The following is a 26,044-nucleotide window of genomic DNA, read 5'->3' as shown; positions in this document are numbered from 1 at the left end:
ACTAAACCCAAACAAATCTTTATAGTTTGCGCCACCTCAACACGGTGAGATGTCCGAGTGGTTGAAGGAGCACGCCTGGAAAGCGTGTATGTGGGAAACTGCATCGAGGGTTCGAATCCCTCTCTCACCGCCAGAATACAATTCTTTAACGTTCGCCAACGTTTTCTAATGACTTCAAATCCTAATAAATTCAATAAGTTATCGTTTCTAACGTCGTCTAGTGTTTTTTAATGATTGTTTATAACCCTGATTTTTAGATCAGAGATTTAGAAAATATGAGCAGAATTGTTATCCTCCTAAATTGACACCGCATTGAACTTCGGTATGCACCTCAGCGAACTTTCAAAACAGCACCGCATTGAACCTCGATATGCACCTCATTGAACTTTCAAAACGGCACCGCATTGGACTTCGATATGCATCTCAGTGAACTTTCAAAATAGCACCGCATTGGACTGGCTAATGCCCGCAGAAAGGTATTATTGGGACGGGTTTTTAAGTCTGAAATTAAATTTCCTTTGTCGTATCGACATTATTTGCGGTTGGTGAATTGAAGAAATAAAAATGGGATCGTTGTGATCCCATTTTTGTTAGTGTGTGCTGGTACTGGTTGTAGTGCGGTTGGCTCGTTTACGATCGTTTTCCGTCAGCAGTTTTTTGCGGATGCGGATCGATTCCGGTGTGACCTCTACCAGTTCGTCATCATCAATAAATTCGATGGCTTGTTCGAGGCTAAATTTTACCGGTGTGGTGAGGACGATGGCGTCATCTTTACCGGAAGCGCGCATATTGGTGAGCTTTTTGCCTTGTAAGCAGTTGACGGTTAAGTCGTTGGAACGGCTGTGAATGCCGATAATTTGACCTTCATACACTTCTACGTTCGCCTCGATCATTAATTTGCCGCGTTCTTGCAAGCCAAATAATGCATAGCCCAACGCTTTACCGGTGGCGTTAGAAATTAATACGCCGTTTTTGCGTTGGCCGATTTCGCCGCCTTTGATGTCGTCGTAATGGCTGAAACTGGAGTAAAGCAAGCCGGTGCCGGAGGTCATGGTCATAAATTCGCCGCGAAAGCCAATTAAGCCGCGACTTGGAATGACGTATTCCAAACGTACGCGACCTTTGCCGTCCGGTAACATATCGCGCACTTCGCCTTTACGGATGCCTAAGGCTTCCATCACGGAACCTTGGTGTTGTTCTTCAACATCGATAGTAACTTGTTCGTAGGGTTCTTGTTTTTTGCCGTCGATTTCACGATAAATCACACGCGGGCGAGATACGGCGAGTTCGTAGCCTTCACGGCGCATATTTTCGATTAACACAGAAAGGTGCAATTCGCCGCGACCGGAAACGCGGAATTCATCCGGGTTAGGTGTTTCTTCTACACGTAATGCGACGTTGTGAACAAGTTCTTTATTTAAACGTTCGAGAATTTGACGAGAAGTGACATATTTGCCCTCTTGACCGGCAAACGGCGAGGTGTTAACACAGAAGAACATACTGACGGTTGGTTCGTCCACACTTAATGAAGGTAGCGCTTCAACCTCATTGATATCGCAGATGGTATCGGAAATATTGAGCTCACCTAAACCGGTAATCGCGATGATGTCGCCGGCGTAAGCCACGTCTTCTTCATAGCGTTGTAAACCGAGGTGGCCCAGAACTTGACCGATACGGCCTTGGCGGGTTTTGCCTTCGCCGTTGATGATAGTAACCGGTTGGTTGGGTTTAATTGAGCCACGTTTGATACGACCGATACCAATAACGCCTACATAGCTGTTATAGTCTAGTTGGGAAATTTGCATTTGGAACGGTGCATCAAGTTCCACTTTCGGCGGTTCGACATGTTCGACGATGGCTTCAAATAACGGTGTCATATCTGTCGCAAGTGCTTCGTGTTCTAAACCGGCGACGCCGTTCAATGCGGAGGCATAAATAATCGGGAAGTCTAGTTGTTCGTCCGTTGCGCCAAGGTTCACGAATAAGTCGAACACTTGATCCACCACCCAATCGGGACGTGCCCCCGGACGGTCAACTTTATTGATCACGACAATCGGTTTTAGGCCGTGCGCAAAGGCTTTTTGGGTGACAAAACGGGTTTGTGGCATTGGGCCGTCGAAAGCATCTACTACCAATAAAACCGAATCCACCATAGAAAGTACGCGTTCTACTTCGCCACCGAAATCTGCGTGTCCCGGAGTGTCAACAATATTAATGCGGTAACCGTTCCAGTTGATCGCAGTATTTTTCGCCAAAATGGTAATGCCGCGTTCTTTTTCAATATCGTTAGAGTCCATCACGCGTTCGTCTACATCGCCGCGGATGGATTCAAATGTGCCGGATTGTTGGAGTAATTTATCTACAAGGGTGGTTTTACCATGGTCAACGTGCGCAATAATCGCAATGTTGCGCAGTTTGTTAATATCGATTTCGTTTTTCATTGTTTAATCTTAAGTTGTGTAGGTGGGATTTAACCCAGCGAGAATATTTCAAGTAGTTTGAGTTGGTGGGATAAATCCCACCCTACGGCCGAAAGGGCGGGAATTATACACGACTTTTTGAGCGCCCGCTATGTCGGGTAGGAAAATAAATTCAATGAAAAAAATGAGGGAATAGGCTATAATGTAGCCTTATTTTAATAATACTCGTAGCAAAATAGAGGGCTCCTTATGTCAAACGCAATCGCCAAGGTATTTAAGTTAATTGAAGAAAACGATGTTAAATTCGTGCTTCTTCGTTTTACCGATATTAAAGGCAAAGAACATGGTGTATCTATCCCGGTTAGTCTTGTGGATGAAGATATGTTCGAAGATGGTAAAATGTTCGACGGCTCATCCGTAGAAGGTTGGAAAACCATTAATAAAGCCGATATGCTGTTAATGCCGATGGCTGAAACCGCCGTGCTGGATCCTTTTGCGCAGATTCCGACACTTTCGCTTCGTTGTAGTGTATATGAACCAACAACAATGCAAAGCTATGAGCGAGATCCTCGTTCGATCGCTATTCGAGCGGAGAATTATATGCGCTCTACAGGTATTGCCGATCAAGCTTTGTTTGGTCCGGAACCAGAGTTTTTCTTATTTGATGATGTGCGTTTTGACGTATCAATGAACCGTGCGTCTTTCTCCATCGACGACGTGGAAGCTGCTTGGAATACCAACAAGAAATACGAAGGTGGCAACAATGCGTATCGTCCGTTGAAAAAAGGCGGTTATTGTGCTGTTGCACCAATCGACAATGCGCACGATATTCGTTCAGAGATGTGCTTGATTCTAGAAGAAATGGGACTGGTGGTGGAAGCGCATCACCACGAAGTGGCGACCGCCGGTCAAAATGAAATTGCGACGAAATTCAATAGCTTAACCTTAAAAGCGGATGAAACCCAAATTTATAAATATGTGGTACAAAACGTTGCGCTTGAACATGGCAAAACTGCCTGCTTTATGCCGAAACCGATTACCGGTGATAATGGCTCGGGCATGCACTGTAATATGTCCTTAAGTAAAGACGGTAAAAATATCTTCCAAGGCGACAAATATGCCGGTCTTTCGGAAACCGCACTTTACTATATCGGCGGGATCATCAAACATGCAAAAGCTCTAAACGCGTTTACCAATCCAAGTACTAATTCTTATAAACGCTTGGTGCCGGGCTTTGAGGCGCCTGTATTATTGGCTTATTCCGCCAGTAACCGTTCCGCCTCGATTCGTATTCCAGCGGTAACTAACCCGAAAGCCATTCGTGTGGAAGCGCGCTTTCCGGATCCATTGGCAAATCCATATCTAGCCTTCGCCGCGTTATTAATGGCAGGCTTAGACGGCGTAGTGAATAAAATTCATCCGGGCGATGCAATGGACAAAAACCTTTATGATCTTCCTCCGGAAGAACTTAAAGATGTCCCAACCGTGGCAAGTTCTTTAGATGAAGCCTTAAATGCGTTAGAAAAAGACTACGAATTCTTAACTCAAGGCAGTGTATTTAGTAAAGAATTTGTGGAAGCTTTTATTGGTATTAAACGTAAAGAAGTAGAACGTTTGAATATGGCACCGCATCCGGTTGAGTTTGAAATGTATTATGCGTAGTTTACGTAGGGTTTAATATGGAAATGCGGTTAAATTTAGCCGCATTTTCGTTGTAAATTTGCAATATTTACAATAAGTTACATAATTTATTGTTGTTGTTGTTGTTGTTGTTGTTGTTGTTGTTGTTGTTGTTGTTGTTGTCTATAATGGACCGGTTATTTTTAGCAATAAGATTCTCTTAAAGGAATAAATATGAGCGAATTATCTTCTCAAAAACAAGATGAAATTGATTTAGTAGAACTCTTCCGAGAACTTTGGAATAAGAAAATTTGGATTGCGCTTTCTGTGCTTGTGTGTACTTTAATTGCGGGTATTTATGCATTTACAGCGAAAGAGCAGTGGACCTCAAATGCGGAAGTGATTGGGCCGAGAACAGCAGATCTAGGGGATTATTTCCTTGTGAGAAAAGAGTATGCTCGAATTGTCGGTGGTGAGTTTGATGCCGGTGTGACGGCAAGTAATTTATTCGGGCAGTTTAATTTGCTTTCAGAATCTTTAGACGAAAGAAGAAAATTCTTTGAGCAATCTGATTTTTATAAGAAAGAAACTGAAGGAAAATCAGAAACAGAAAAATTGCGCATTCTTTCGGATTTGATGACAAAAAATATTGCTATCAAAAAGCCGGATAGCAAAAAAGAGCCGGATCTCATTGGTAATCAAATTAGTTTTTATGCTGAAACCCCTGCTGAAGCACAAACTGTCTTATCACAGTTTATTTCTGCTATAAACAAGTCTGCGTATCAAATAGAGTTAGATGGTTTTCTTCTTTATTTCAATGAATTAGTATCCGATTTGAACTATGAAAAAACAAAGTTTGAGAGAGATTTGGCGATAAATAAATCTGTCCAGTTAGAAAATCTAGAAAATGCCTTAAGCATTGCGAAAGAAGCAGGGATAAAAGAATATTCAAAGTCTTTCAATTCAGCAACTAATGATAATGCATTACAGGCAATAGCAATGTCTGATACAAAAATACCTCTCTCTGATTCTAAATTAAGTGATGGTGCATATCTTTTTATGCTTGGGGAAAAATATCTCAAAGCACAAATTGAGGTTTTGAAAAAGAATAACATTATTTATCCCCCAAGATATTATCAAGTTTCTTCTTTACTTTCCGAATTAGAACCCTTGTTAATTAAGGCAAAAGAAGTTAAAGCAAATACATTTCGGTATCAGGCTTCACCGGATTATCCAGTGGTGAAGGATAAGCCTAAGAGAATAATTATTCTGAGTATTGGATTTATTTTAGGTATGATTATTTCTTCTGCAATTATTCTAATTAGAAAACAAATAACTAAATAAAATTCTGGTTATATATGAGTATAGCTAAGAAAAGCTTTAAAAATATGAGAGTTGCATTCTCTCTATTTTTAATAAATCTTGTTATTACATTCCTAGCACGGCGATATTTCTTAGATAACCTAGGATCTGAAATTCTTGGCATGAATACTATTGCCATGAATATTATAGGTTTTTTAAGCTTGGCTGAACTTGGAATAATGAACGCTATCTCTTATGCTCTTTATAAGCCAATTTCAAAAAATGATAGAGAAAGTATATCTGAAATTATCAGTGTTCAAGGTTGGATATATAGAAAAGTAGCCTATATCATTATTTTATGCTCTATCATTATATTTTTTTGTTTACCTGTGCTATTTAGTAAAACTATATTACCGATTTGGTATGCATATGTAGCATTTACCTCTTTCTTAATATCATCATTATCAACCTATTTTGTCAGCTATGTTCAGGTGCTTCTGGTTGCGGATTTACAAGAGTATAAAGTAAATTATATTAACCAGTTAATGAAATTTACTAAATATGTATTACAAATTTTTGTAATAATATTGGTAGAAAATATCGAGAATAAATTTTTAGCTTGGTGTTTTATTGAGGTTATACTAAGTATTCTTATCGCTTTGCTTATAAAATATGTTGTAAAGAGAGATTATCCTTGGTTAGTGATTAATCTATCAAATGGAAAAATATTAAGAAATAAACATACAGAAATTATTACAAAAATAAAACAAATATTTTTTCATCAAGTAGGCGGAATTATTATAACACAAGTGACACCTATTATTATTTATTCTTATATTTCTCTTTATACTGTAACAAAGTATGAAAATTATATGATTATTGTTACTGCAATATATTCTTTAGTTGGAGCTACATTTGCAGGCATTCAAGCTGGCATAGGTAATCTAATTGCACAAGGTGATAAGAATAAAGTAATTACTTTTTTTAACCAATTCTTAGTTTTTAGATATTGGATGATTTCTATCATCTGTTTTACTTTCTATTTACAGTCAGAATACTTTATTACATTATGGATTGGTTCTGATTTTATAATTGAGAAACAAGTATTATTCGTTTTAACTTTGTATGCATTTATTCGTCTAGCAAGATCTTTTATTGATAGTTTTTTAGTTGGTTATGGACTATTTGGTGACGTATATGCCCCTATTATTGAAAGCGTTATGACGATTACCTTATCAATTATTTTAGGTAAATACTTTGGTTTATTTGGCATTATTTTAGGCAGTGCCATTAGCTTGTTTATTATGGTGATTGGATGGAAAGCCTATTTTTTATTTTCTAGAGGATTTAGTGTATCTATTGATTTATATATAAAAAAATTAGTTATATTAAGCATAACCTTGCTTATTTCTATTATGTGTTCTATATTTATAATAGATAAACTACAGGCTTTCAACCTTATGATGGATAATGTATCTTTCATAAAATGGGCAATAAACTCAGCAATTGTAGCTGTGATATACATTCTTGTAAGTGTCCTGATGCTTCTTGTATTTAATAAAGACATGAGAGCATTTTCACTTAGAGTTAAAAATATGTTTATTAGTAAATAAATTACAAAATGAAAAATAAAAAAATAAAAGTACTACATTTCACACAAGCAAACGGCGGTGGTATAGATACTTATCTTAGAATGTATCTTAAACATTCTAATGTAGATAAATTTAGTAATGTATTGATTACTACAGGAGAAAATAAATTCTCAAACCTAGATGGCTTTTATCATGTAGATATTGAGCAAACATTTTCTCTAATTAGGCTATTCAAATACGCCTATAATATTCGTAAAATCATTAAAGCTGAAAAGCCAGACGTAATTTATTTACATAGTACATTTGGTGGGCTAATTGGTCGAATGGCTAATATAGGGTTAAAGTCAAAAGTTGCTTATAATCCTCATGGCTGGTCATTCAAGATGAATGCCTCTAAGGTTAAAATTGTTATTTATAAACTAGTAGAGAAAATTCTTTCTTATTTTACTGATAAATTTATTCTTATTTCGAAATCTGAATATGAAGAAGCCCAAAAAATCGGCATTTCTGTAAGGAAATTAGAACTGATTTATAATGGCATTGATGTAGAAACTCTAGATGCCTCAAGCAATATTGAAAATCCATTGCCTAAAGATAGATACATTATTGGTATGGTTGGGCGAATTACAGAACAAAAAAATCCTCTATTTTTCGTTGAATTTGCAAAAGAAGTTATAAAAAAATACCCAGAAACATTATTTGTTATAGTAGGTGATGGAGAACTACGGAAACAGGTAGAGAATAGAATCGCTGAATATAACATAGCTCAGAATTTCTTAATTACTGGTTGGGTATCAGAACCATCTAATTATGTAAGAAGATTTAACCAAGCTGTTTTGTTCTCAAAATGGGAAGGACTTAGTTTGGCTGCCGCTGAATATATGGCAATGAAAAAACCAATACTTGTGTCTAATATAGGTGGACTAGTTGATCTTATTATAAATGAAGAAAGTGGGTTTGTTATTAATAATTTAGACGAAGCTGTATATTTCTCTAACTTGATTAGAGAATATAATACTATATGTCACTCTTTATCAGAAAATGCTTACAATAGAGTTATTAGTGATTTTAATGTAAAAGATAAAACAGCCGAAATTGAACAACTATTTATTAACTTAGTAAAATGAAAAAGAATACTTCTTGTGTCGTAGTAGCATATAATCCAGATATTGATGTAATTAAAAATATTTTAAGTTACATTCATTACTTTGATAAACTCTTTGTAATTGATAATTCTGATTTAGATAATGTAAAACTTTTTGAACCCCTAATTCAGGAATTTGGTTTAGAATACATTCCATTATTAGATAACACTGGGATTGCTAACGCATTAAATATAGGATTTGAAAAAAGTATTGAATATGGCTACAAGTTTGTTGTTTCAATGGATCAAGATAGTCAGTTTAATAATAACATTTTAGATGTTTATAAAGCCTATATTGATGAATTCGGTTTAAAACAGCTTGGAGCTTTATCTCCAAGATATAAAGTTGAACGAGCAATATCGAAAGTTTCCTCTAAGCAGTATGAAGAAAAAACTATCACCATGCAATCTGGAGTATTATTCACAAAAGAAGCATTTCAAAAAGTAGGGCTATTTAATGAAGATCTTTTTATTGATGTGGTCGATTGGGAGTATTTTATTCGGATGAATAAATTAGGTTTTAAACTTATTCAGTGTAATGAAGCCATCTTAGCTCATCAACCTGCTGAAAATCTTCATTTATTTACATTTAAAGGTAAAAAGTTTGGAGTCGGTGTAGCATCTCCATTAAGATATTATTATCAAGTAAGAAACTTATTATGGTGTTTATTGCATCAAAAATCTTTCTTTATGCTAAAAACTATTCTTTATAAGTTATTTAAAGTTTTATTTTTATTTAAGAATAAAAAAAACTATTTAAGGTTTATGTTTAAGGGCATCATAGATGCTTTCAAAAATCAGTTAGGTAGATTTGATAAAATTCATGGTAAATAACAATATGAAAACGAATCCATTAATCTCTGTTATTGTTCCTATCTACAATGTAGAAGCATATTTAGAAAAATGTATAGAGAGTATTCTTGCTCAAGATTACACACCATTAGAAATTATCTTGGTTAATGACGGTGCAACAGATAGCTCTGGAGAGATTTGCGATAGATATGCAAAACAATATAAAAATATTACCGCTCTTCATAAAAAAAATGGCGGATTATCTTCTGCACGAAATGCAGGTATGGAAATTATGCAGGGTGAGTACGTCTCTTTTATTGATAGTGATGATCATATTGCTCCAGATATGATCTCGACTTTATATGCTGATTTAAGTAAAAATAAGGCAGATATAAGTTGCGTTAGTGCATACAATGTTTACCCTAATAAAACTATTGCAAACTCAAATTTAAATAGTTTACTTATTCTTTCTAAACAAGAGGCATTAGACTGTTTCTTATTTAATAACTATTTAACTCCTTGTGCTTGGGGAAAGCTATATAAGAGAGAATTATGGAATAATATAAAATTTCCTGAGGGTAGATTATTTGAAGATCAATTAACTACATATAAAGTTATTGATTTAGCTGAAAAAGCCGTTTTTAACCCTTCACCAAAATATTTTTATTTAAAAAGAGAAGGTTCTATTGGTCATTCTAAATTTAATGAAAAAACATATGATTTATATCAGGCAATCAATGAGGAATATGACTTTATTGTAGGTAAATATCCCGAATTAAAAGCGAATATGAGTGTAGCAAAAGTCACATGGGAAATTGTTTTCATTAATATGATGATTCAAGCAGATAAGCACTGGCACGATAAGAATTTGATTAAAAAATCAAGAAAATTTGCTAAAGACAATATATTATCAGTGCTTAAATGTCCTTATATTAATTTAACTCGAAAAGTTCAGATCAGTCTATTCGCATATGTTTTTGATACCTATCAGAAGTTATATGATATGTATAAGCAAATGAAAGGCATCACCTAATTATTTTATAAAATTTGGATATTCTATGATACCTAAAAAAATACATTATTGTTGGTTTGGTAATAATCCATTACCAGAAAGTGTACAGCGTTGCATTAAATCGTGGGAAAAATACTGCCCCGACTATGAGATTATTGAATGGAATGAAAGCAATTATAATGTAAATAAGATTCCATTTATTGAAAAAGCATATAAAGAAAGAAAATATGCTTTTGTTTCAGATTATGCTAGGTTAGATATTATTTATAATGAAGGTGGAATTTACTTAGATACAGATGTTGAAATTATTAATAATATTGATTCTTTATTAAAACATAATTGTTTTCTTGGATTTGAATTTGCAGGTGAAGTTAATACTGGTATTGGATTTGGTGCAATTCAGAATCATCAATTTATTTATGAGAATATGCAATATTATCATAATGCAGGGTTTGATATGAATAATATCGTTACATGCGTTAATGTAACTAGCTCTCTCTTAGAAAAAAAAGGATTGCAATCTATAGACAAAAATCAAGTGTTAGGTGATATTCATATCTATTCAACGGAATACTTTTGCCCATTAAACTATAAAACGAATGAGTTGAATATTACAGAAAATACTTATTCAATTCACCATTATGATGCTACTTGGCAACCGTTTAAGATGAAAGCGAAGTCTAAAATTAAAAAGTTATTAGGTAATCGAGTAGCATCTTTTATTAAGAAATTGATTAAGATTTAATTAAATATGAACGTTCGAAATATTTATAATTCAATTTTCTTTTTATCTTATGGATTCCTATTTATTACCTCTTTTTTGAGTATTAGTAATGAGGAATCTATATTTTATGAGACTTATCAGATATCGAAGAATGTTATTCTACCCATTTCTTGGATTATTCTTCTTTTTCAGCCTAATCTTTTAGAGAGAAAAGGAATTATCACAAAAGCAATATGTTTTTCTATATTTATTTATTGTTCATATATTTCAAAAGATTCATCATTTCTGATTGCTTATATATTTATACTGATATCTAAATTTATAGACTTTAGGTTACTATTTAAAGTTCTATATATACTATCTCTACTATCTATTTTTATAGTGGTATTATATTTTCTATATAAATATTACATTGCAGGTGGTGCAGAGTATCTTTATGATGAAACAAATGGCAGACCTCGTTATACATTCGAGATGTTTCACCCTAATACATTTCCAATGAGATTCTTTATATTTCTTACTTTATTTTTTATGATAAGGAAAAAGGTTGCCTCCACCTCCTTTATCTTTCTAATTGCTTTTAGCTTTTTTATATATTCATTTTCTTACTCTAGAACGAGCCTTCTTCTCTCATTATTATTAATTATGGTGATGTTTATAGAGCAATATCTCCATGTTATAAGATATAGTATCGTTCAGTTTTTAATGAGAATGTCAATGGTACTATTCCCGTTATTATCTTTATTTTCAATGGTGAAATTTAATGATATTGCAGTTCTTAGTGAGGTAAATAGACTACTATCTGAAAGGATAAGGTTGTCTTATGAAGCATATGAGCTATTTGGTTTTTCATTTTTACCTAGAGATATGAGGGTATTGATTCAAGAAAACAATATTGTTATTGATAATTTATATGTATCTCTAAGTCTTTCAAATTTCAGTTTTCTTATTTTGTTTTCATTGATGAGTTATTATTTTATTAGTTTTTTGCTTAGGGAAAAACTTTATAAAGAATCAATCATTTTCTTTTTTATGATTCTCTATTCAATAACTGAAAGCCATATGATTAACATTGGATATAATTACATCTTATTATTAATTTCACTTATTTTTTATTCAAAAAATATAAATAAATATAAATCTTGGGAGTAATATGAATAAACAAATTCTATCTAAATTGATTCTTGCTAGTATAGATTTTATCGGCATATTCTTACCCTTTTTCTTTACTTTAGCTATTTTAAACAGCTTCACTGGAACTTTAACAGAGTATGTACCTCCTGATCAATTTGACGAACGAGTGGTTATTCATTTTTTGTTAAGTTTTATTGGTGTTGCTTGGTTTTGGATGAGATTACGCCACTATACTTATCGAAAACCATTTTGGTTTGAACTTAAAGAGATATTAAGAACATTAGCCATATTAGCAGTTGTAGAGTTAGCCATCATTGCCTTTTCTAAATTAGACTCATCTCGAAATTTATGGTTAATTACTTGGGTAATCACACTTGTTTTTATGCCAACATTACGAATTGTAACAAAAAAAATATTGATTAAATCTGGTTGGTATAAAAAAGATACGATCATTATTGGTAATGGAAAAAATGCAGTTGATGCGTATCGTGCATTAATGCAAGAACGTTATCTTGGTTTAAATATTCTTGGCTATATTCAAACAAATGTTAAAGATATTCAGCGTTTAGAAATCCCTATTTTGGAATACTCAAAATTATGGAAAATAGCAAATCTAGAAACAACACAATTTATTCTTGCATTGGAAAATGGAGAAAGTGAAGATAGAGATATTTGGCTAAGAGAATTAGCTAAACATAAAGCAAGATACATTACAGTAGTTCCAACATTAAGAGGATTACCTCTATATAGCACGGATATGTCTTTCTTGTTTAGCTATGAAGTGATGTTATTGCGTATTAATAATAATCTTGCAAAACGTTCTTCCCGCTTTTTAAAGCGAACAATGGATATTATTGGCTCAATTCTCATTGTTATTGGGCTTTCACCTGTACTTCTTACTCTTTATTTCGCCATAAAAAAAGATGGTGGAAATGCGATTTACGGACATCCTAGAATTGGTCGAAATGGTAAAATATTCAAATGTTTAAAATTTAGATCAATGGTAGTAAATTCTAAAGAAGTATTAGAAGAGTTATTAAAAAATTCCCCTGAAGCGAGAGCAGAATGGGAAAAAGATTTTAAACTTAAGAATGATCCTCGTATTACGAAAATTGGAGCATTTATTCGTAAAACAAGTTTAGATGAGCTTCCTCAGTTATTTAATGTATTAAAAGGTGAAATGAGCTTAGTCGGTCCTCGTCCTATCGTGAAAGAAGAACTTGAGCGTTATGAAGAAGATGTTGATTATTATTTGATGGCTAAGCCAGGCATGACAGGTCTTTGGCAGGTAAGTGGTCGTAATGATGTAGATTATGATACTCGCGTTTATTTTGATGCGTGGTATGTTAAAAACTGGTCGTTATGGAATGATATTGCGATTTTATTTAAAACAATAAATGTTGTTTTGAATCGTCATGGGGCTTATTAATTTTTTAAACTATAAGAGAAAATTTTTGTTCCAGGCAGCATAGGCTTTATTGACTCTACTATGGTTATCTATATATATCGAAAATATGGAAATAGGTATATTAATATTTATGACACAAGAATAATATCACGGGTGTGATGATGTAGATAATAATACTATAGTCTTGTTTAAGTCTATAAATCTTATTTTGAAAAAAGACGGAGTTTATAAATATGACAGTTATTGAGTATGTAAAAAGCGATCTTTATAGGATTACGGGAAAAGTTAATGCTACTCTTTTTATAAGGAATTATATTTTTAATAGATCTTTTAACTTTCTATTTTGGTTTAGGCTGGCAAGTAGAGGGGGGCCGGTTATATCATTTTTTTCCTATCCTATATATAGATATAAAAAGATAAAGTATGGGATTGATATAAGTCACCATACGGATGTTGGATATGGTTTATATATAGGGCATGCAGGTCCGATAATTATTAATCCTTCTGCAAAAATTGGAAACAATGTTAATGTATCACAGTATACAACTATCGGTGCAAATGATGGTGTGGCTGCAAAAATCTCAGATAATGTATATATTGGACCAAATTGCTGTATTATTGAGAATGTCTGTATTGGCGAATGTGCAACAATTGGTGCTGGAAGTGTTGTAACCAAAGATATACCTGCTAATGCTACAGCTGTAGGTAATTATGCGAAAGTAGTAAATTATAATAATCCGGGTCGATATATAAAAAATAGATGGGTATTAAATAAATAAATTTAAGGAAAATTTTCTAATGGCAAAATTTCTTATCACAGGCGGTGCGGGCTTTATTGGTTCTGCAGTGGTTCGCCATATTATTGAAAATACGCAAGATAGCGCAGTAAACGTTGATAAATTGACCTATGCAGGTAATTTAGAATCCCTTGAATCGGTTGAAAACAATCCACGCTATGCGTTCGAACAAGTCGATATTTGCGATGCGAAAGCACTCGCTCGCGTGTTTGAACAACATAAACCTGATGCGGTAATGCACTTAGCGGCTGAAAGCCATGTTGACCGTTCTATTGATGATCCTGCGGCATTTATTGAAACCAATATCGTTGGCACTTACACCTTATTAGAGGCTGCGCGTGCTTATTGGAACACCTTAAGTGATGAGAAAAAAGCGGCATTCCGTTTCCACCATATTTCAACCGATGAAGTGTATGGTGATTTAGAAGGGACAGATGATCTCTTTACTGAAACCACCCCTTACGCACCAAGCAGCCCTTATTCAGCTTCAAAAGCCTCAAGCGATCATTTAGTTCGTGCGTGGTTGCGTACTTATGGCTTACCAACCATTATCACGAACTGCTCAAACAACTATGGTCCGTTCCACTTCCCTGAAAAACTCATTCCATTAATGATTTTAAATGCGTTAGAGGGTAAGCCATTGCCTGTGTATGGCAATGGTCAGCAGATCCGTGACTGGTTATTCGTAGAAGATCATGCTCGCGCCTTATATAAAGTGGTAACAGAAGGTGAAGTCGGCGAAACCTATAACATCGGCGGTCATAATGAAAAAACCAACATTGACGTAGTTCACACTATCTGTGGTTTATTAGAAGAGCTTGTACCAAATAAACCTGAAGGCGTAGCGAAATATGAAGATTTAATCACTTATGTCAAAGACCGCCCGGGCCATGATATGCGTTATGCGATTAACGCGGCGAAAATTGGCCGTGAACTTGGATGGAAACCACAAGAGACCTTTGAATCAGGTATCCGCAAAACGGTGGAATGGTACTTAAAAAATAAAAAATGGTGGAGCCGTGTATTAGATGGCGCGTATAACCGTAAGCGTTTAGGTAACAATAGATAGTCGGCAACAAGCGGTGAGATTTTTCACACAATTTGCAAAAATTTACGGTGTTATGTAGCAAATGCACAAAATCATCAAGTGAAGAGTAAGTCGCAAACAGCACCGCATCGGAAGGCGCTTCAATGCGGTTCTATTTTGTGAGGTCATTTCAGCTTTGTGCAACAGCTACATAATTTCGAAAATTTAATAAAATTTGGCCGCTCTTTTAAAGGTATTCTTATGAAAGGCATCATTCTCGCAGGCGGTTCTGGCACTCGCCTCTATCCTATTACTCGTGGTGTATCTAAACAGCTTTTGCCTGTTTATGACAAACCGATGATCTATTATCCGCTCTCGGTACTTATGCTGGCGGGTATTCGTGATATTCTTATTATTACCACCCCTGAAGACAATGAAAGTTTCAAACGCTTATTAGGCGATGGCTCGGACTTTGGGGTTAATCTGCAATATGCAATCCAACCAAGCCCAGATGGTTTAGCTCAAGCCTTTCTTATTGGCGAAAAATTTATCAATGGCGACAGTTGCTGCTTAGTGTTAGGCGACAATATTTTCTATGGTCAGCACTTTAGTCAAATGCTGCAAGAAGCGGTAGCACGACCTTATGGTGCAACGGTATTTGGCTATTTAGTGAAAGATCCTGAACGTTTTGGCGTGGTGGAATTCGATGAAAACTTCAAAGCGGTTTCCATTGAAGAAAAACCCACTAATCCAAAATCCAATTATGCGGTAACAGGTTTATATTTCTACGATGATCGCGTGGTGGAATTTGCGAAACAAGTGAAACCTTCTGCGCGTGGTGAATTAGAAATTACCACTCTGAACGAAATGTATCTCAACGATGGTTCACTTAACGTGCAATTACTTGGTCGTGGTTTTGCCTGGTTAGACACCGGCACACACGAAAGTCTGCATGAAGCTGCCTCTTTCGTTCGAACCATTGAAAATGTACAAGGCTTGCAGGTGGCGTGTTTAGAAGAAATTGCGTGGCGTAATGGCTGGCTGACCGCTGAACAGGTTAAAAACCTGGCTAAATCTATGGCGAAAAATGAATATGGCCAATACTTACTGCGTTTAATTAAGGAGAGCAAATAATGGCAAAATTCCTGATTACTGGAGCGCACGGACAAGTGGGCTATTGCTTAGCCCAACAACTACACGGTAAACATGATATTCTTGCCGTTGATCGTGATGAACTTGATATTACCGATGAAAATGCGGTTAAAAAAGCGGTCGAAAATTTTCGTCCCGATGTGATTATAAACGCTGCCGCACATACAGCGGTCGATCGTGCAGAAACCGAAGTGGAACTTTCCGAAGCCATTAATGTGAAAGGTCCACAATATTTGGCTGAAGCGGCTAAATCTGTTGGTGCAGCCATTCTTCATATTTCAACCGACTATGTATTTGATGGTCAGCGTGCTGGCAAATATAAAGAAAGCGATGCTACCGATCCTCAAGGGGTTTATGGCAGAACCAAACTTGAAGGCGAGCAAGCAGTTGCGGCTGCTAACGACAAATTTATCGTGCTTCGAACCGCTTGGGTGTTTGGTGAACATGGCAATAACTTCGTCAAAACTATGCTTCGCTTAGCGAAAACTCGAGATACTTTAGGCGTAGTTGCCGACCAAGTTGGCGGACCAACCTATGCTGGCGATATCGCAAAAGCATTAATTCAAATTGCAGAAAAAATCATTGCAGGTGAAAAGGTTGAATATGGTGTTTATCACCTCACGGGTGAACCTTATGCCAGTTGGTATGAGTTTGCTAAAGCAATTTTTGCGGAAGCTGTTTCGCAAAATGTGTTAGAAAAATCACCGCTTATGAATGCCATTACCACGGCTGATTACCCAACCCCAGCGAAACGTCCTGCAAACTCTTGCTTAGATTTAACTAAAATCCAGCAAGTATTTGGCATTCAACCAAGCGATTGGCAAAAGGCATTGAAAAATATTAAGGCTTATGCGGAGTGAAAAATGAAGGTTATTGACACTAAAATCCCTGATGTAAAATTACTAGAACCCCAAGTGTTCGGTGATGAGCGCGGTTTCTTTATGGAAACCTTCCGCGATGAATGGTTTAAACAAAATGTGGCAGACCGCACTTTTGTACAAGAAAATCACTCAAAATCGGTAAAAGGCGTATTACGTGGTTTACATTATCAAACCGAGAACACACAAGGTAAATTAGTACGCGTAGTATCTGGTGCGGTGTTTGATGTGGCTGTGGATATGCGTGAGAACTCACCAACATTCGGACAATGGGTAGGTGAAATCTTATCTGCCGAGAACAAACGCCAATTATGGGTGCCAGAAGGCTTTGCCCACGGCTTTTATGTATTAACGGATGAAGCTGAATTTACTTATAAATGCACAGATTATTACAATCCAAAAGCTGAACATTCTCTGATTTGGAACGATGAAACAGTTGGTATTAAATGGCCTTTAGAAGGTAAACCGAGTTTATCTGCAAAGGATTTGGCGGGTAAGGTATTAGAGAATGCAGTGAGGTTTTAATAAAGTAGCAGACAATATGGTCTGTTTTTATTTATCTCTTTTTAACTAGAGCATAGATTAATACCAAAACAAAAAAATAAAATATCGAACCGGAGTTATGAGCTAAGAAAGATTGGCTCGTAAAATAAAATAGATGTGATAAAATATGAGTAATGCCTAAGATTGCAATGCATTTTATATCTAAACTTGGTTCTTTTAGATTGCGAATAAAATAGAATAATGGCATTAATGTCACTAACATTAACCCAATAAATCCAACAAAACCACGTTTTACCCAAGATTCTAAATATTGATTGTGTAAACTATTAAATTGCAATGTGTTTTTTTCCATTTGCTTAGATTCAATTTGCTGCTCTTTAAATGACTCATACCCTTTGCTACCATGGCCAAATAAAGGAGCTTGTTTAATCGCAATCAATGCATTTTCCCACATATCAAATCGTGCGCCTAAGGACGTATTCTTATTATTTTCTTCAAGGTAAAGAATAATATCTGACTTAGCTTCGGAATAACGTTTTTCGATTCCAAATTTAGGGTTGGAAATTAGCGTTGTAATGCTTGCTACTATAACGGTGATTAATGAAAGGATTAATTTCTTGCTAATGTATTGACGATAAAGGAAAAAAATGCTTATTAGAACAATCGGTAGACCAATCCAGCCACCACGAGCACCGGATAATGCACTGCTAATCGTTGCAAATGTTATTCCTAATGTCCCCAATAATGCTGAACGATATTCTTTTTTTATAAAAAAATAGATAGTTAAAACAAGACTAAATGTTGCTAATGAAATAGCAATATTGCCGGCTTGAATATGCATAACTTCAGGGAATGGTTTTATATAACCTAAATAAAACTTCTGAAATAATGCAATAACGCCAGTTGCAATCGCTCCTGACAGAATAGAGTATAGAATAGTTTTAATTTCTATTTCACATGTTGAAAATAAAAATAAAACCGGTATGAATAACAGGACCCGGCTTGGATTATCAATAACTCTTAATCCATCATTATTCACTATAATTGATAGAAAGAAAGTAAAAAAATAGAAGATAAAAGAAAATATAAGCCACTTGTCATCTTTGTCTAATTTCCATTTTTGTTTTAACTTAAATGTATAAATAAAAAAATAAATAATGCTTATTCCACTTAAAATTAACGGAGCATAACTGTATCCTTTTTTTAGAATCAATACGGTTATAAAAAAGAATGCCGTTAGAAGGTTTATCACTAATGTGAAAAATGTGTGTGGTGTTGTGTTAAGATTTGAACGAATAAGCATGAGAATATCCTTTAGATAAAGCGCGCATATCTTAGCTAAAATATTTTGACAAATACAGTGATTTTTAAAGAGGTATTTTTGTCGGTAGATTTTCTTAAAAGGTATGAAATACAAGACAAGAGCTGGTATAGTTCCCCAACCGGTTTTTCTTTTATATGGAGAACAGAAGAAAATGGAAATTATGTTATTAACAAATCCTGCATCCGAAGTTTGGGGAAAAAATGCAATTTTAAGTTTTAATGATGATAAGGCCATTATTCACTTAAAAAATAATCCCAAAAACGATTGCACTTTAGTGCAGCGCGCTGGGCGTAAATTGCGCGCGCAGGGCATTAAAGAGGCAAAATTGGTTGGTGAAGAGTGGAATTTAGCGTTCTGTTGGGCGTTTTATCAAGGCTTTTATACGGCGAAACAAGATTATGCCCTCGAGTTCCCGTCTTTGGATGACGCCTCGCAACATGAGCTACTGGCGCGGGTTCAATGCGGTGCTCTGGTGAAAGGTCTGATTAACGAGCCGGCGGAAAGTTTAACGCCGTTAAAATTAGCCGAGCGCGCAGCTGAATTTATTGTGGCGCAAGCACAAAAATATGCCGAAAAAAGTACAGTAGATTTTCGCATAATTTCCGGCGAAGCTCTGGTGGCGCAAGGTTATTATGGCATTTGGACCGTCGGTAAAGGCTCGGTGAATCCACCGGCCATGTTGCAATTGGATTTTAATCCGACGCAAGATCCGAACGCGCCGGTATTGGCTTGTCTGGTGGGCAAAGGCATTACCTTTGATAGCGGCGGCTACAGCATTAAATCAAGTGACGGCATGGCAACTATGCGTACCGATATGGGTGGCGCGGCATTGCTCACCGGTGCATTAGGCTTGGCCATCGCGCGTGGTTTAACGCAACGTGTGAAATTGTATTTGTGCTGCGCGGAGAATTTAATTAGCGCGAATGCTTTTAAATTGGGCGATATTGTTACTTATAAAAATGGCGTGACAGCGGAAATTCTAAATACCGATGCCGAAGGTCGCTTAGTATTGGCGGACGGTTTAATTGAAGCGGATTGCCAACAGCCTGAATTTATTGTTGATTGCGCAACGCTGACCGGTGCGGCGAAAGTGGCAGTGGGCAACGATTATCACTCAGTGCTTTCGATGGATGAAGCCTTGGTTTCCGAACTTTTCCAAGCAGCGAGGGCAGAAAATGAACCCTTCTGGCGTTTGCCTTTTGAGGAATTTCATCGTGCGCAAATCAGCTCTTCCTTTGCCGACATCGCAAATACGGGGACTGTGCCGGTCGGCGCGGGCGCGAGCACCGCAACGGCGTTTCTTTCCTATTTTGTGAAAAATTATCAAACGGGCTGGTTACATATCGACTGTTCCGCCACTTATCGTAAATCCGCCAATGATTTATGGGCGGCCGGCGCAACGGGCATCGGCGTACAAACCTTGGCGAATTTATTGCGCTTAAAATCAGAAAAATAAGGACGAACAATGACGGAAAGAACACTTTCTATTATCAAGCCGGATGCGGTTAAACGGGATTTAATCGGTGCGATTTTGGCGCGTTTTGAACAAAATGGTTTCAAAATTGCAGCGATAAAAATGGTGCGCTTAACGCGCGAACAAGCGGAAGGTTTTTATGCCGAGCATCAAGGCAAAGTATTTTTTGAACAGCTGGTGGATTATATGATGTCCGCACCAATTGTAGTTTCCGTATTGGAAAAAGAAAATGCGGTGCAAGATTATCGCGCTTTAATCGGCAGCACTAATCCGGAAAACGCGGCGGAAGGTACGATTCGTAAAGATTTTGCCTTAAATCAACGGGAAAATTCGGTGCACGGTTCCGATAGTACGGAAAGCGCTGCGCGGGAAATCGCTTATTTCTTTGTCGATTCGGAAATTTGTCCGCATTAATTTTAAGCGATAAAACAAAACGGCAATCTGAAATCGATTGCCGTTTTTGTTGCACATTCGTTTATCCTCCTTTCACACTTTATCACACTTCAATATTATCCACGGATTATGAAATATATCTCTTGACTTAAGTTCAGCGCTAAAACAGTCTGCTGAAGATGAAAATGAGCACCGCATCGAGCACCGCATCGAGCACCGCATCGAGCACCGCATCGAGCACCGCATCGAGCACCGCATCGAGCACCGCATCGAGCACCGCATCGAGCACCGCATCGAGCACCGCATCGAGCACCGCATCGAGCACCGCATCGAGCACCGCATCGAGCACCGCATCGAGCACCGCATCGACACCGCATCGAGCACCGCGTTAAAGCCGGCTTTTTTCGTTAAAATTACGGTTATGAACGCGCTGATTTAGTCATCGGAACGGGCGAGCGGAAAACTAACGGTATATTGGGCTGGCAACCACGGCGACAAATCTGTACAATAGCCGACCGTTTTTATTGGATTGATTAACGATTGTAAAAAATGACGCAAAAATTACACATTAAAACCTGGGGCTGCCAGATGAACGAATACGATTCGTCCAAAATGGCGGATTTATTATTCAGCACCCACGGCCTTGAGCTGACAGATATTCCTGAAGAAGCGGACGTATTATTGCTAAATACCTGTTCTATTCGCGAAAAAGCGCAAGAGAAAGTTTTCCATCAATTAGGTCGCTGGAAAGAATTAAAGAAAACTAACCCAAATCTGGTGATTGGCGTGGGCGGTTGCGTGGCATCGCAGGAAGGCGAGCAGATTCGTCATCGCGCGCCTTATGTGGATATTGTTTTCGGGCCGCAGACTTTGCACCGTTTGCCGGAAATGATTAATCAAATTCGCGGAGGGAAAAGTTCCGTAGTGGACGTGAGTTTCCCGGAAATTGAAAAATTTGATCGCTTACCGGAACCGCGTGCCGAAGGCCCAACCGCCTTTGTTTCCATTATGGAAGGTTGCAACAAATATTGTACTTTCTGCGTGGTGCCTTATACACGTGGCGAAGAAGTCAGCCGTCCGGTGGACGATGTGTTGTTTGAAATCGCCCAGCTTGCGGAACAAGGCGTGCGCGAAGTGAATTTGCTCGGGCAAAACGTAAACGCCTATCGCGGGCCTACTCATGACGGGCAAATTTGCAGCTTTGCGGAATTGCTCCGCTTAGTGGCGTCCATTGATGGCATCGATCGTTTACGTTTTACGACCAGTCATCCGATTGAATTTACCGACGATATTATTGATGTGTACCGCGATACGCCGGAACTGGTGAGTTTCTTGCATTTGCCGGTGCAAGCCGGTTCCGACCGAATTCTTACCATGATGAAGCGCGGCCACACCGCTTTGGAATATAAATCCATTATTCGTAAATTGCGCGCGGTGCGTCCGGAGATTCAAATCAGTTCCGACTTTATTGTCGGCTTTCCGGGCGAGACAGCGGAGGATTTTGAGCAAACCATGAATTTGATCGCGCAAGTGAATTTCGATATGAGTTTCAGCTTCGTGTATTCCGCCCGTCCGGGAACGCCGGCCTCCGATATGCCGGACGATGTCACGGAAGACGAGAAAAAACAACGTCTATACGTGCTTCAAGAACGTATTAATCAACAAGCGGCGCAATTTAGTCGCCGCATGCTCGGTACTGAACAACGCGTATTGGTGGAAGGCCCATCGAAAAAAAATATTATGGAATTGACCGGTCGCACGGAAACCAACCGTATCGTGAATTTCCAAGGCACACCGGATATGATTGGTAAATTCGTGGATGTGAAAATCACGGATGTTTACACCAATTCCCTGCGCGGTGAAGTGGTGCGCACGGAAGACGAAATGGGCTTACGTATCGCGCAATCGCCGCAAGATGTGATGAATCGTACCCGCAAAGAAGATGAATTGGGCGTAGGGCGTTATCACGGATAGTTTTGAGGCATAAGGCGGGTTTAAAACCCGCCTTATTTTTTTGCCGGAAGTCAAAATGGCACCGCATTGAAGGTTCGGTGTCGCATTGAAATTTGAGTGGGAACGGATGTTATCGGACTACCCAAATAGCACCGCATTGAAGGCGCTTCCAATGCGGTGCCGGATTCCTATTTCTTTTCCCGCCAGTAGGTGGCAAAGCGTGGTTTGCCGGAATTGGTGAGGCCGCGATATTTATAAGTGATAACGGAACCGATCGGTGGCGGGTTTTCTCGTTCGCTAAAATTAAAGCCCGAGCCGATTTTGAATTCGCCGCGTTCATTTTTACAGCTGAGCGAGCCCATCACGTTTTCAAATTGTCCTTTGCCTTTGTGGTGCGCAATCACGGTACATTCTTCATCGTAAGCGGTTTTCAGTTTTAAAATCTGATTGCTGCGTTTGCGTTCGTAAGGCGCCTTCGGGTTACGCACCACTACGCCTTCGCCTTGGCGGTTTTCGACTTCCGCTAGAAATTCATAAAGGTGGGCTTTGTTTCGCACCGGAATTTGTTCAATGATTTCGATATAAGGTGTTGGATGTTCGTTCAAATAAGTTTTTAGGACGTTTAAGCGTTCGAATAAATCGCCCGGCGCATCCGGTACATCGAAGACGAGTAATTTGAGTTTGTCCCAACGTTCTCCCTTGTAAGATTTGGTGATAGAGGCAATTTCTTCGAAATGATTGCGTTCGCTGAATAATTCGCCGTCGATTGCAAAGGGCGGAAAGTCTTTAATGAAATAAGCCGGTGCGGAAAGCCGTTGACCTTGGCGGCTGATTAATTGTTTGCCGTCCCAATATCCGCGCACGCCATCGAATTTTTCCGACATCACCCAGCCCCGAATGTCTTGGTTGTCGTAATTTTGTAAGAGCATTAAATCCGCATTGGCAAAAGCGCTGAGACTAATGCAATAAAAGAGGAGGACGCGTAGTAATTTCATGCTTGTTCCTTATTGAGAATAAAATGCCAAGAGGCTAAAAGAGTGTGCGCTGCTTTGAAAATAATTTTTACAGAAAGTCGTGATCGACATCACAAAAAATAAGCCGGCGAGGTAAAAAATAAAGAATTTCGAATTGTATCTGGCTAAAGGAAATCTTCTCCTATACAATGCGACGAAATTTTTATTTTCCGTTTCATTTTTCAGAAGGAGCAAAAAATGTATTTAGAGCAAATCAAAGCGGAACTTGTCGAAGCGCAAGATGTATTAAATAAATTTATTGCGGACGAGAATAACATTAAATTGATTCAACAAGCAGCGCTTTTAATTTCCAATAGTTTCAAACAGGGGGGCAAGGTGCTTTCTTGCGGCAACGGAGGTTCCCATTGTGACGCAATGCATTTTGCTGAAGAATTGACCGGCCGTTATCGCGAAAATCGTCCGGGTTATCCGGCCATCGCGATTTCTGACGTCAGTCATTTAAGCTGTGTGAGTAATGATTTCGGCTATGATTATGTGTTTTCCCGTTATGTGGAAGCGGTCGGGCAAAAAGGCGACGTGTTATTCGGCTTGTCTACTTCCGGCAATTCTAAAAATGTGTTAAATGCGATTGAAGCGGCGAAAGCGAAAGGCATGAAAGTGATTGCGATGACGGGAAAAGACGGCGGTAAAATGGCCGGTTTGGCAGACGTGGAAATTCGCGTACCGCATTTCCGTTATGCGGATCGTATTCAAGAGATTCACATTAAAGTGATTCATATTTTGATGATGTTGATTGAGTTCGAAATGGCGAAAGACGCTTAGTCAATGCGGTGCTATTTTGATTGCACATGAAATCCCAAAAAAAATTTTGGGATTTTTTATGTTTTGCGCTTGCATAAATATGCATTAAAACGTAATATTTGTTCATCTTACAACGCAAGAGAATTAAAATGGCTATTCGTGTTAAAAATTTAAATTTTTTCTATGGCGCCAGCCAAGCTCTATTTGACATTAATTTAGAGGCGGAGGAAGGCGATACGGTGGTGTTGCTTGGGCCGAGCGGTGCGGGTAAAAGTACTTTGATTCGTACGCTAAATTTATTGGAAGTGCCGACTTCCGGCGAATTAAGCATCGCTAATAATGAATTTGATTTATCCAAGGCGACGGCCAATCCGAAAGCGATTCGTCAGTTGCGGCAAGATGTTGGTATGGTGTTTCAACAATACAATCTTTGGCCGCATTTAACGGTGATTGAAAATTTAATTGAAGCGCCAATGAAGGTGTTAGGTAAAAATGAAGCGACGGCAAAAGCCGAAGCGATGGAATTACTAAAGCGCTTACGTTTGCAAAAATATGCCGACCGTTTTCCGTTGCATTTATCCGGCGGTCAGCAACAACGTGTGGCAATTGCGCGCGCATTAATGATGAAACCGCAAGTATTATTGTTTGACGAGCCGACTGCTGCGTTGGATCCTGAAATTACCGCGCAAGTGGTGGATATTATTAAAGAGTTACAAGAAACCGGTATTACTCAAGTAATTGTTACTCACGAAGTGAACGTGGCTCAAAAAGTGGCGACGAAAGTCGTTTACATGGAACAAGGCAAGATTGTGGAAATGGGTTCTGCAGACTGCTTTGAACATCCTCAAACCGAACAATTTAAACAATATCTTTCTCACTAGAAATAAGGACATGTTATGAAAAAATTAATATTAAGTGCCGTTTTATTAGGTTCAGCTGCAGTTGTAAATGCTCAAGACATTACGTTTGCTATGGAGCCGAGTTATCCGCCGTTTGAGTTTACTAATGAAAAAGGCGATATCGTTGGGTTTGACGTGGACGTGGCAAATGCGATTTGTAAAGAGATTCAAGCAACCTGTAAGTTTAAAGGTGAATCTTTCGATGCGTTAATTCCAAACTTAAAAGCAAAACGTTTTGACGCGGCGATTTCCGCTATGGATATTACCGAAACGCGCGCAAAACAGGTATTGTTCTCTGATGCGTATTACGATAGCACCGCAAGCTATGTGGCGTTAAAAGGTAAAGCGACATTGGATACGGCGAAGAATATCGGCGTGCAAAACGGGACGACATTCCAACAATATACCATAGCGGAAACTAAACAATATGCACCGAAAGCTTACGCCAGCTTGCAAGATGCAATTTTAGATTTAAAAAATGGTCGTATCGACATTATTTTCGGCGATACAGCGGTGCTTGCGGATATGATCGACAAAGAGCCTGAAATCCAGTTTGTTGGCGATAAGGTGACCAATAAAAAATATTTTGGTAACGGTTTAGGCATTGCGATGAATAAATCTAGCAAAGAGTTGGCGGAAAATTTAAATAAAGGGTTACGTGCAATTAAAGCCAACGGGGAATACCAAAAAATCTATGATAAATGGATGACAAAATAATCT

23 protein-coding genes and 1 tRNA gene are annotated in these 26,044 nt (G+C 37.8%); 20 read left to right on the top strand and 4 right to left on the bottom strand.

Features of this window, described 5'->3' with window-relative positions; all coding sequences use genetic code 11:
• The first annotated feature begins 43 nt into the window (after window positions 1–43).
• Window positions 44–133: transfer RNA gene (locus AB3F25_RS06545), tRNA-Ser, on the top strand.
• Between the two features lie 457 nt (window positions 134–590).
• Here AB3F25_RS06545 and typA read toward each other — a convergent pair.
• Complete coding sequence (typA, locus tag AB3F25_RS06540) at window positions 591–2,441, bottom strand: translational GTPase TypA (protein ID WP_373603060.1); 1,851 nt, start codon at window positions 2,439–2,441, stop codon at window positions 591–593.
• A gap of 228 nt (window positions 2,442–2,669) precedes the next feature.
• Between typA and glnA the strand changes: the two genes are divergently transcribed.
• The 13 genes from glnA to rfbC all read left to right on the top strand — a co-directional run bounded on the left by glnA (window position 2,670) and on the right by rfbC (window position 17,527).
• A complete protein-coding gene (glnA, locus tag AB3F25_RS06535; RefSeq protein WP_373603059.1) occupies window positions 2,670–4,082 on the top strand; it encodes a type I glutamate--ammonia ligase in 1,413 nt (470 codons plus the stop codon).
• 192 nt (window positions 4,083–4,274) lie between these two features.
• Entirely contained in the window at window positions 4,275–5,384 is a 1,110-nt protein-coding gene (locus AB3F25_RS06530) for an LPS O-antigen chain length determinant protein WzzB (protein ID WP_373603058.1), read from the top strand.
• 140 nt (window positions 5,385–5,524) lie between these two features.
• Window positions 5,525–6,955 (top strand): lipopolysaccharide biosynthesis protein, encoded by a 1,431-nt coding sequence (locus AB3F25_RS06525; protein WP_373603057.1) that lies wholly within the window; start codon window positions 5,525–5,527, stop codon window positions 6,953–6,955.
• An 8-nt stretch (window positions 6,956–6,963) separates the two neighbouring features.
• Window positions 6,964–8,061, top strand: a complete 1,098-nt coding sequence (locus tag AB3F25_RS06520; protein WP_373603056.1) for a glycosyltransferase — start codon at window positions 6,964–6,966, stop codon at window positions 8,059–8,061.
• Window positions 8,058–8,912: a hypothetical protein gene (locus AB3F25_RS06515; protein WP_373603055.1), complete on the top strand. Its 855-nt coding sequence runs from the start codon at window positions 8,058–8,060 to the stop codon at window positions 8,910–8,912. Before AB3F25_RS06520 ends, AB3F25_RS06515 begins: the two co-directional genes overlap by 4 nt.
• A gap of 4 nt (window positions 8,913–8,916) precedes the next feature.
• Complete coding sequence (locus tag AB3F25_RS06510; RefSeq protein WP_373603054.1) at window positions 8,917–9,903, top strand: glycosyltransferase; 987 nt, start codon at window positions 8,917–8,919, stop codon at window positions 9,901–9,903.
• Between the two features lie 25 nt (window positions 9,904–9,928).
• Complete coding sequence (locus AB3F25_RS06505) at window positions 9,929–10,627, top strand: glycosyltransferase family 32 protein (protein ID WP_373603053.1); 699 nt, start codon at window positions 9,929–9,931, stop codon at window positions 10,625–10,627.
• A gap of 1,132 nt (window positions 10,628–11,759) precedes the next feature.
• Window positions 11,760–13,169 carry an undecaprenyl-phosphate galactose phosphotransferase WbaP gene (gene wbaP / locus AB3F25_RS06500; RefSeq protein WP_373603052.1) on the top strand — a complete coding sequence of 470 codons (1,410 nt, stop codon included), beginning with the start codon at window positions 11,760–11,762 and terminating at the stop codon, window positions 13,167–13,169.
• Window positions 13,170–13,381: 212 nt separating this feature from the next.
• Window positions 13,382–13,927, top strand: a complete 546-nt coding sequence (locus AB3F25_RS06495) for a serine O-acetyltransferase (RefSeq protein WP_373603051.1) — start codon at window positions 13,382–13,384, stop codon at window positions 13,925–13,927.
• Window positions 13,928–13,946: 19 nt separating this feature from the next.
• Window positions 13,947–15,014: a dTDP-glucose 4,6-dehydratase gene (gene rffG / locus AB3F25_RS06490; RefSeq protein ID WP_373603050.1), complete on the top strand. Its 1,068-nt coding sequence runs from the start codon at window positions 13,947–13,949 to the stop codon at window positions 15,012–15,014.
• A 219-nt stretch (window positions 15,015–15,233) separates the two neighbouring features.
• Complete coding sequence (gene rfbA, locus AB3F25_RS06485; protein WP_373603049.1) at window positions 15,234–16,106, top strand: glucose-1-phosphate thymidylyltransferase RfbA; 873 nt, start codon at window positions 15,234–15,236, stop codon at window positions 16,104–16,106.
• Window positions 16,106–16,984 carry a dTDP-4-dehydrorhamnose reductase gene (rfbD, locus tag AB3F25_RS06480; protein WP_373603048.1) on the top strand — a complete coding sequence of 293 codons (879 nt, stop codon included), beginning with the start codon at window positions 16,106–16,108 and terminating at the stop codon, window positions 16,982–16,984. Before rfbA ends, rfbD begins: the two co-directional genes overlap by 1 nt.
• Window positions 16,985–16,987: 3 nt before the next feature.
• The gene (gene rfbC, locus AB3F25_RS06475; protein WP_373603047.1) at window positions 16,988–17,527 is read left to right on the top strand and encodes a dTDP-4-dehydrorhamnose 3,5-epimerase; all 540 of its coding nucleotides are present in this window, start codon (window positions 16,988–16,990) and stop codon (window positions 17,525–17,527) included.
• 31 nt (window positions 17,528–17,558) lie between these two features.
• Here the strand turns inward: rfbC and AB3F25_RS06470 are convergent, their stop codons facing one another.
• Entirely contained in the window at window positions 17,559–18,809 is a 1,251-nt protein-coding gene (locus AB3F25_RS06470; protein ID WP_373603046.1) for an O-antigen ligase family protein, read from the bottom strand.
• A 172-nt stretch (window positions 18,810–18,981) separates the two neighbouring features.
• Between AB3F25_RS06470 and pepB the strand changes: the two genes are divergently transcribed.
• The gene (gene pepB, locus AB3F25_RS06465; RefSeq protein ID WP_373603045.1) at window positions 18,982–20,286 is read left to right on the top strand and encodes an aminopeptidase PepB; all 1,305 of its coding nucleotides are present in this window, start codon (window positions 18,982–18,984) and stop codon (window positions 20,284–20,286) included.
• A 9-nt stretch (window positions 20,287–20,295) separates the two neighbouring features.
• Window positions 20,296–20,718 (top strand): nucleoside-diphosphate kinase, encoded by a 423-nt coding sequence (gene ndk, locus AB3F25_RS06460; RefSeq protein WP_373603044.1) that lies wholly within the window; start codon window positions 20,296–20,298, stop codon window positions 20,716–20,718.
• A gap of 139 nt (window positions 20,719–20,857) precedes the next feature.
• Here ndk and AB3F25_RS06455 read toward each other — a convergent pair whose 3' ends face one another.
• Window positions 20,858–21,058 carry a hypothetical protein gene (locus AB3F25_RS06455; RefSeq protein ID WP_373603043.1) on the bottom strand — a complete coding sequence of 67 codons (201 nt, stop codon included), beginning with the start codon at window positions 21,056–21,058 and terminating at the stop codon, window positions 20,858–20,860.
• Window positions 21,059–21,246: 188 nt separating this feature from the next.
• Between AB3F25_RS06455 and miaB the strand changes: the two genes are divergently transcribed.
• On the top strand, window positions 21,247–22,671 hold the full coding sequence (gene miaB, locus AB3F25_RS06450) for a tRNA (N6-isopentenyl adenosine(37)-C2)-methylthiotransferase MiaB (protein ID WP_373603042.1): 1,425 nt from the start codon (window positions 21,247–21,249) through the stop codon (window positions 22,669–22,671).
• A 167-nt stretch (window positions 22,672–22,838) separates the two neighbouring features.
• On the opposite strand, the gene AB3F25_RS06445 is transcribed toward miaB, so the two are convergent.
• Window positions 22,839–23,645 carry a DNA ligase gene (locus AB3F25_RS06445; protein ID WP_373603041.1) on the bottom strand — a complete coding sequence of 269 codons (807 nt, stop codon included), beginning with the start codon at window positions 23,643–23,645 and terminating at the stop codon, window positions 22,839–22,841.
• A gap of 216 nt (window positions 23,646–23,861) precedes the next feature.
• Between AB3F25_RS06445 and lpcA the strand changes: the two genes are divergently transcribed.
• From lpcA to AB3F25_RS06430, 3 genes are all read left to right on the top strand, one after another.
• Window positions 23,862–24,446: a D-sedoheptulose 7-phosphate isomerase gene (gene lpcA / locus AB3F25_RS06440; protein WP_373603040.1), complete on the top strand. Its 585-nt coding sequence runs from the start codon at window positions 23,862–23,864 to the stop codon at window positions 24,444–24,446.
• A 128-nt stretch (window positions 24,447–24,574) separates the two neighbouring features.
• Window positions 24,575–25,306, top strand: coding sequence for an arginine ABC transporter ATP-binding protein ArtP (artP, locus tag AB3F25_RS06435; RefSeq protein ID WP_373603039.1), 732 nt, complete (start codon window positions 24,575–24,577; stop codon window positions 25,304–25,306).
• 15 nt (window positions 25,307–25,321) lie between these two features.
• Window positions 25,322–26,041, top strand: a complete 720-nt coding sequence (locus tag AB3F25_RS06430) for a lysine/arginine/ornithine ABC transporter substrate-binding protein (protein WP_373603038.1) — start codon at window positions 25,322–25,324, stop codon at window positions 26,039–26,041.
• Window positions 26,042–26,044: the final 3 nt, after the last annotated feature.

Source organism: Aggregatibacter sp. HMT-949 (assembly GCF_041734645.1).
Taxonomy (GTDB): Bacteria; Pseudomonadota; Gammaproteobacteria; order Enterobacterales; family Pasteurellaceae; genus Rodentibacter.
Note: the sequence above shows the minus strand (reverse complement) of the source record. Positions and strands in the feature narration are given on the sequence as shown.

Bases quoted from the DNA above. Each gene is read 5' to 3' on its own strand.
- ndk (WP_373603044.1), top strand. From the start codon at position 20,296: ATGACGGAAAGAACACTTTCTATTATCAAGCCGGATGCGGTTAAACGG.
- rfbA (WP_373603049.1), top strand. From the start codon at position 15,234: ATGAAAGGCATCATTCTCGCAGGCGGTTCTGGCACTCGCCTCTATCCT.
- miaB (WP_373603042.1), top strand. From the start codon at position 21,247: ATGACGCAAAAATTACACATTAAAACCTGGGGCTGCCAGATGAACGAA.
- AB3F25_RS06515 (WP_373603055.1), top strand. From the start codon at position 8,058: ATGAAAAAGAATACTTCTTGTGTCGTAGTAGCATATAATCCAGATATT.
- typA (WP_373603060.1), bottom strand. From the start codon at position 2,441: ATGAAAAACGAAATCGATATTAACAAACTGCGCAACATTGCGATTATT.
- AB3F25_RS06530 (WP_373603058.1), top strand. From the start codon at position 4,275: ATGAGCGAATTATCTTCTCAAAAACAAGATGAAATTGATTTAGTAGAA.
- AB3F25_RS06470 (WP_373603046.1), bottom strand. From the start codon at position 18,809: ATGCTTATTCGTTCAAATCTTAACACAACACCACACACATTTTTCACA.
- AB3F25_RS06445 (WP_373603041.1), bottom strand. From the start codon at position 23,645: ATGAAATTACTACGCGTCCTCCTCTTTTATTGCATTAGTCTCAGCGCT.
- artP (WP_373603039.1), top strand. From the start codon at position 24,575: ATGGCTATTCGTGTTAAAAATTTAAATTTTTTCTATGGCGCCAGCCAA.
- AB3F25_RS06520 (WP_373603056.1), top strand. From the start codon at position 6,964: ATGAAAAATAAAAAAATAAAAGTACTACATTTCACACAAGCAAACGGC.
- rffG (WP_373603050.1), top strand. From the start codon at position 13,947: ATGGCAAAATTTCTTATCACAGGCGGTGCGGGCTTTATTGGTTCTGCA.
- wbaP (WP_373603052.1), top strand. From the start codon at position 11,760: ATGAATAAACAAATTCTATCTAAATTGATTCTTGCTAGTATAGATTTT.
- AB3F25_RS06505 (WP_373603053.1), top strand. From the start codon at position 9,929: ATGATACCTAAAAAAATACATTATTGTTGGTTTGGTAATAATCCATTA.
- pepB (WP_373603045.1), top strand. From the start codon at position 18,982: ATGGAAATTATGTTATTAACAAATCCTGCATCCGAAGTTTGGGGAAAA.
- glnA (WP_373603059.1), top strand. From the start codon at position 2,670: ATGTCAAACGCAATCGCCAAGGTATTTAAGTTAATTGAAGAAAACGAT.
- AB3F25_RS06525 (WP_373603057.1), top strand. From the start codon at position 5,525: ATGAATACTATTGCCATGAATATTATAGGTTTTTTAAGCTTGGCTGAA.
- AB3F25_RS06495 (WP_373603051.1), top strand. From the start codon at position 13,382: ATGACAGTTATTGAGTATGTAAAAAGCGATCTTTATAGGATTACGGGA.
- AB3F25_RS06510 (WP_373603054.1), top strand. From the start codon at position 8,917: ATGAAAACGAATCCATTAATCTCTGTTATTGTTCCTATCTACAATGTA.
- lpcA (WP_373603040.1), top strand. From the start codon at position 23,862: ATGTATTTAGAGCAAATCAAAGCGGAACTTGTCGAAGCGCAAGATGTA.
- rfbC (WP_373603047.1), top strand. From the start codon at position 16,988: ATGAAGGTTATTGACACTAAAATCCCTGATGTAAAATTACTAGAACCC.
- AB3F25_RS06430 (WP_373603038.1), top strand. From the start codon at position 25,322: ATGAAAAAATTAATATTAAGTGCCGTTTTATTAGGTTCAGCTGCAGTT.
- rfbD (WP_373603048.1), top strand. From the start codon at position 16,106: ATGGCAAAATTCCTGATTACTGGAGCGCACGGACAAGTGGGCTATTGC.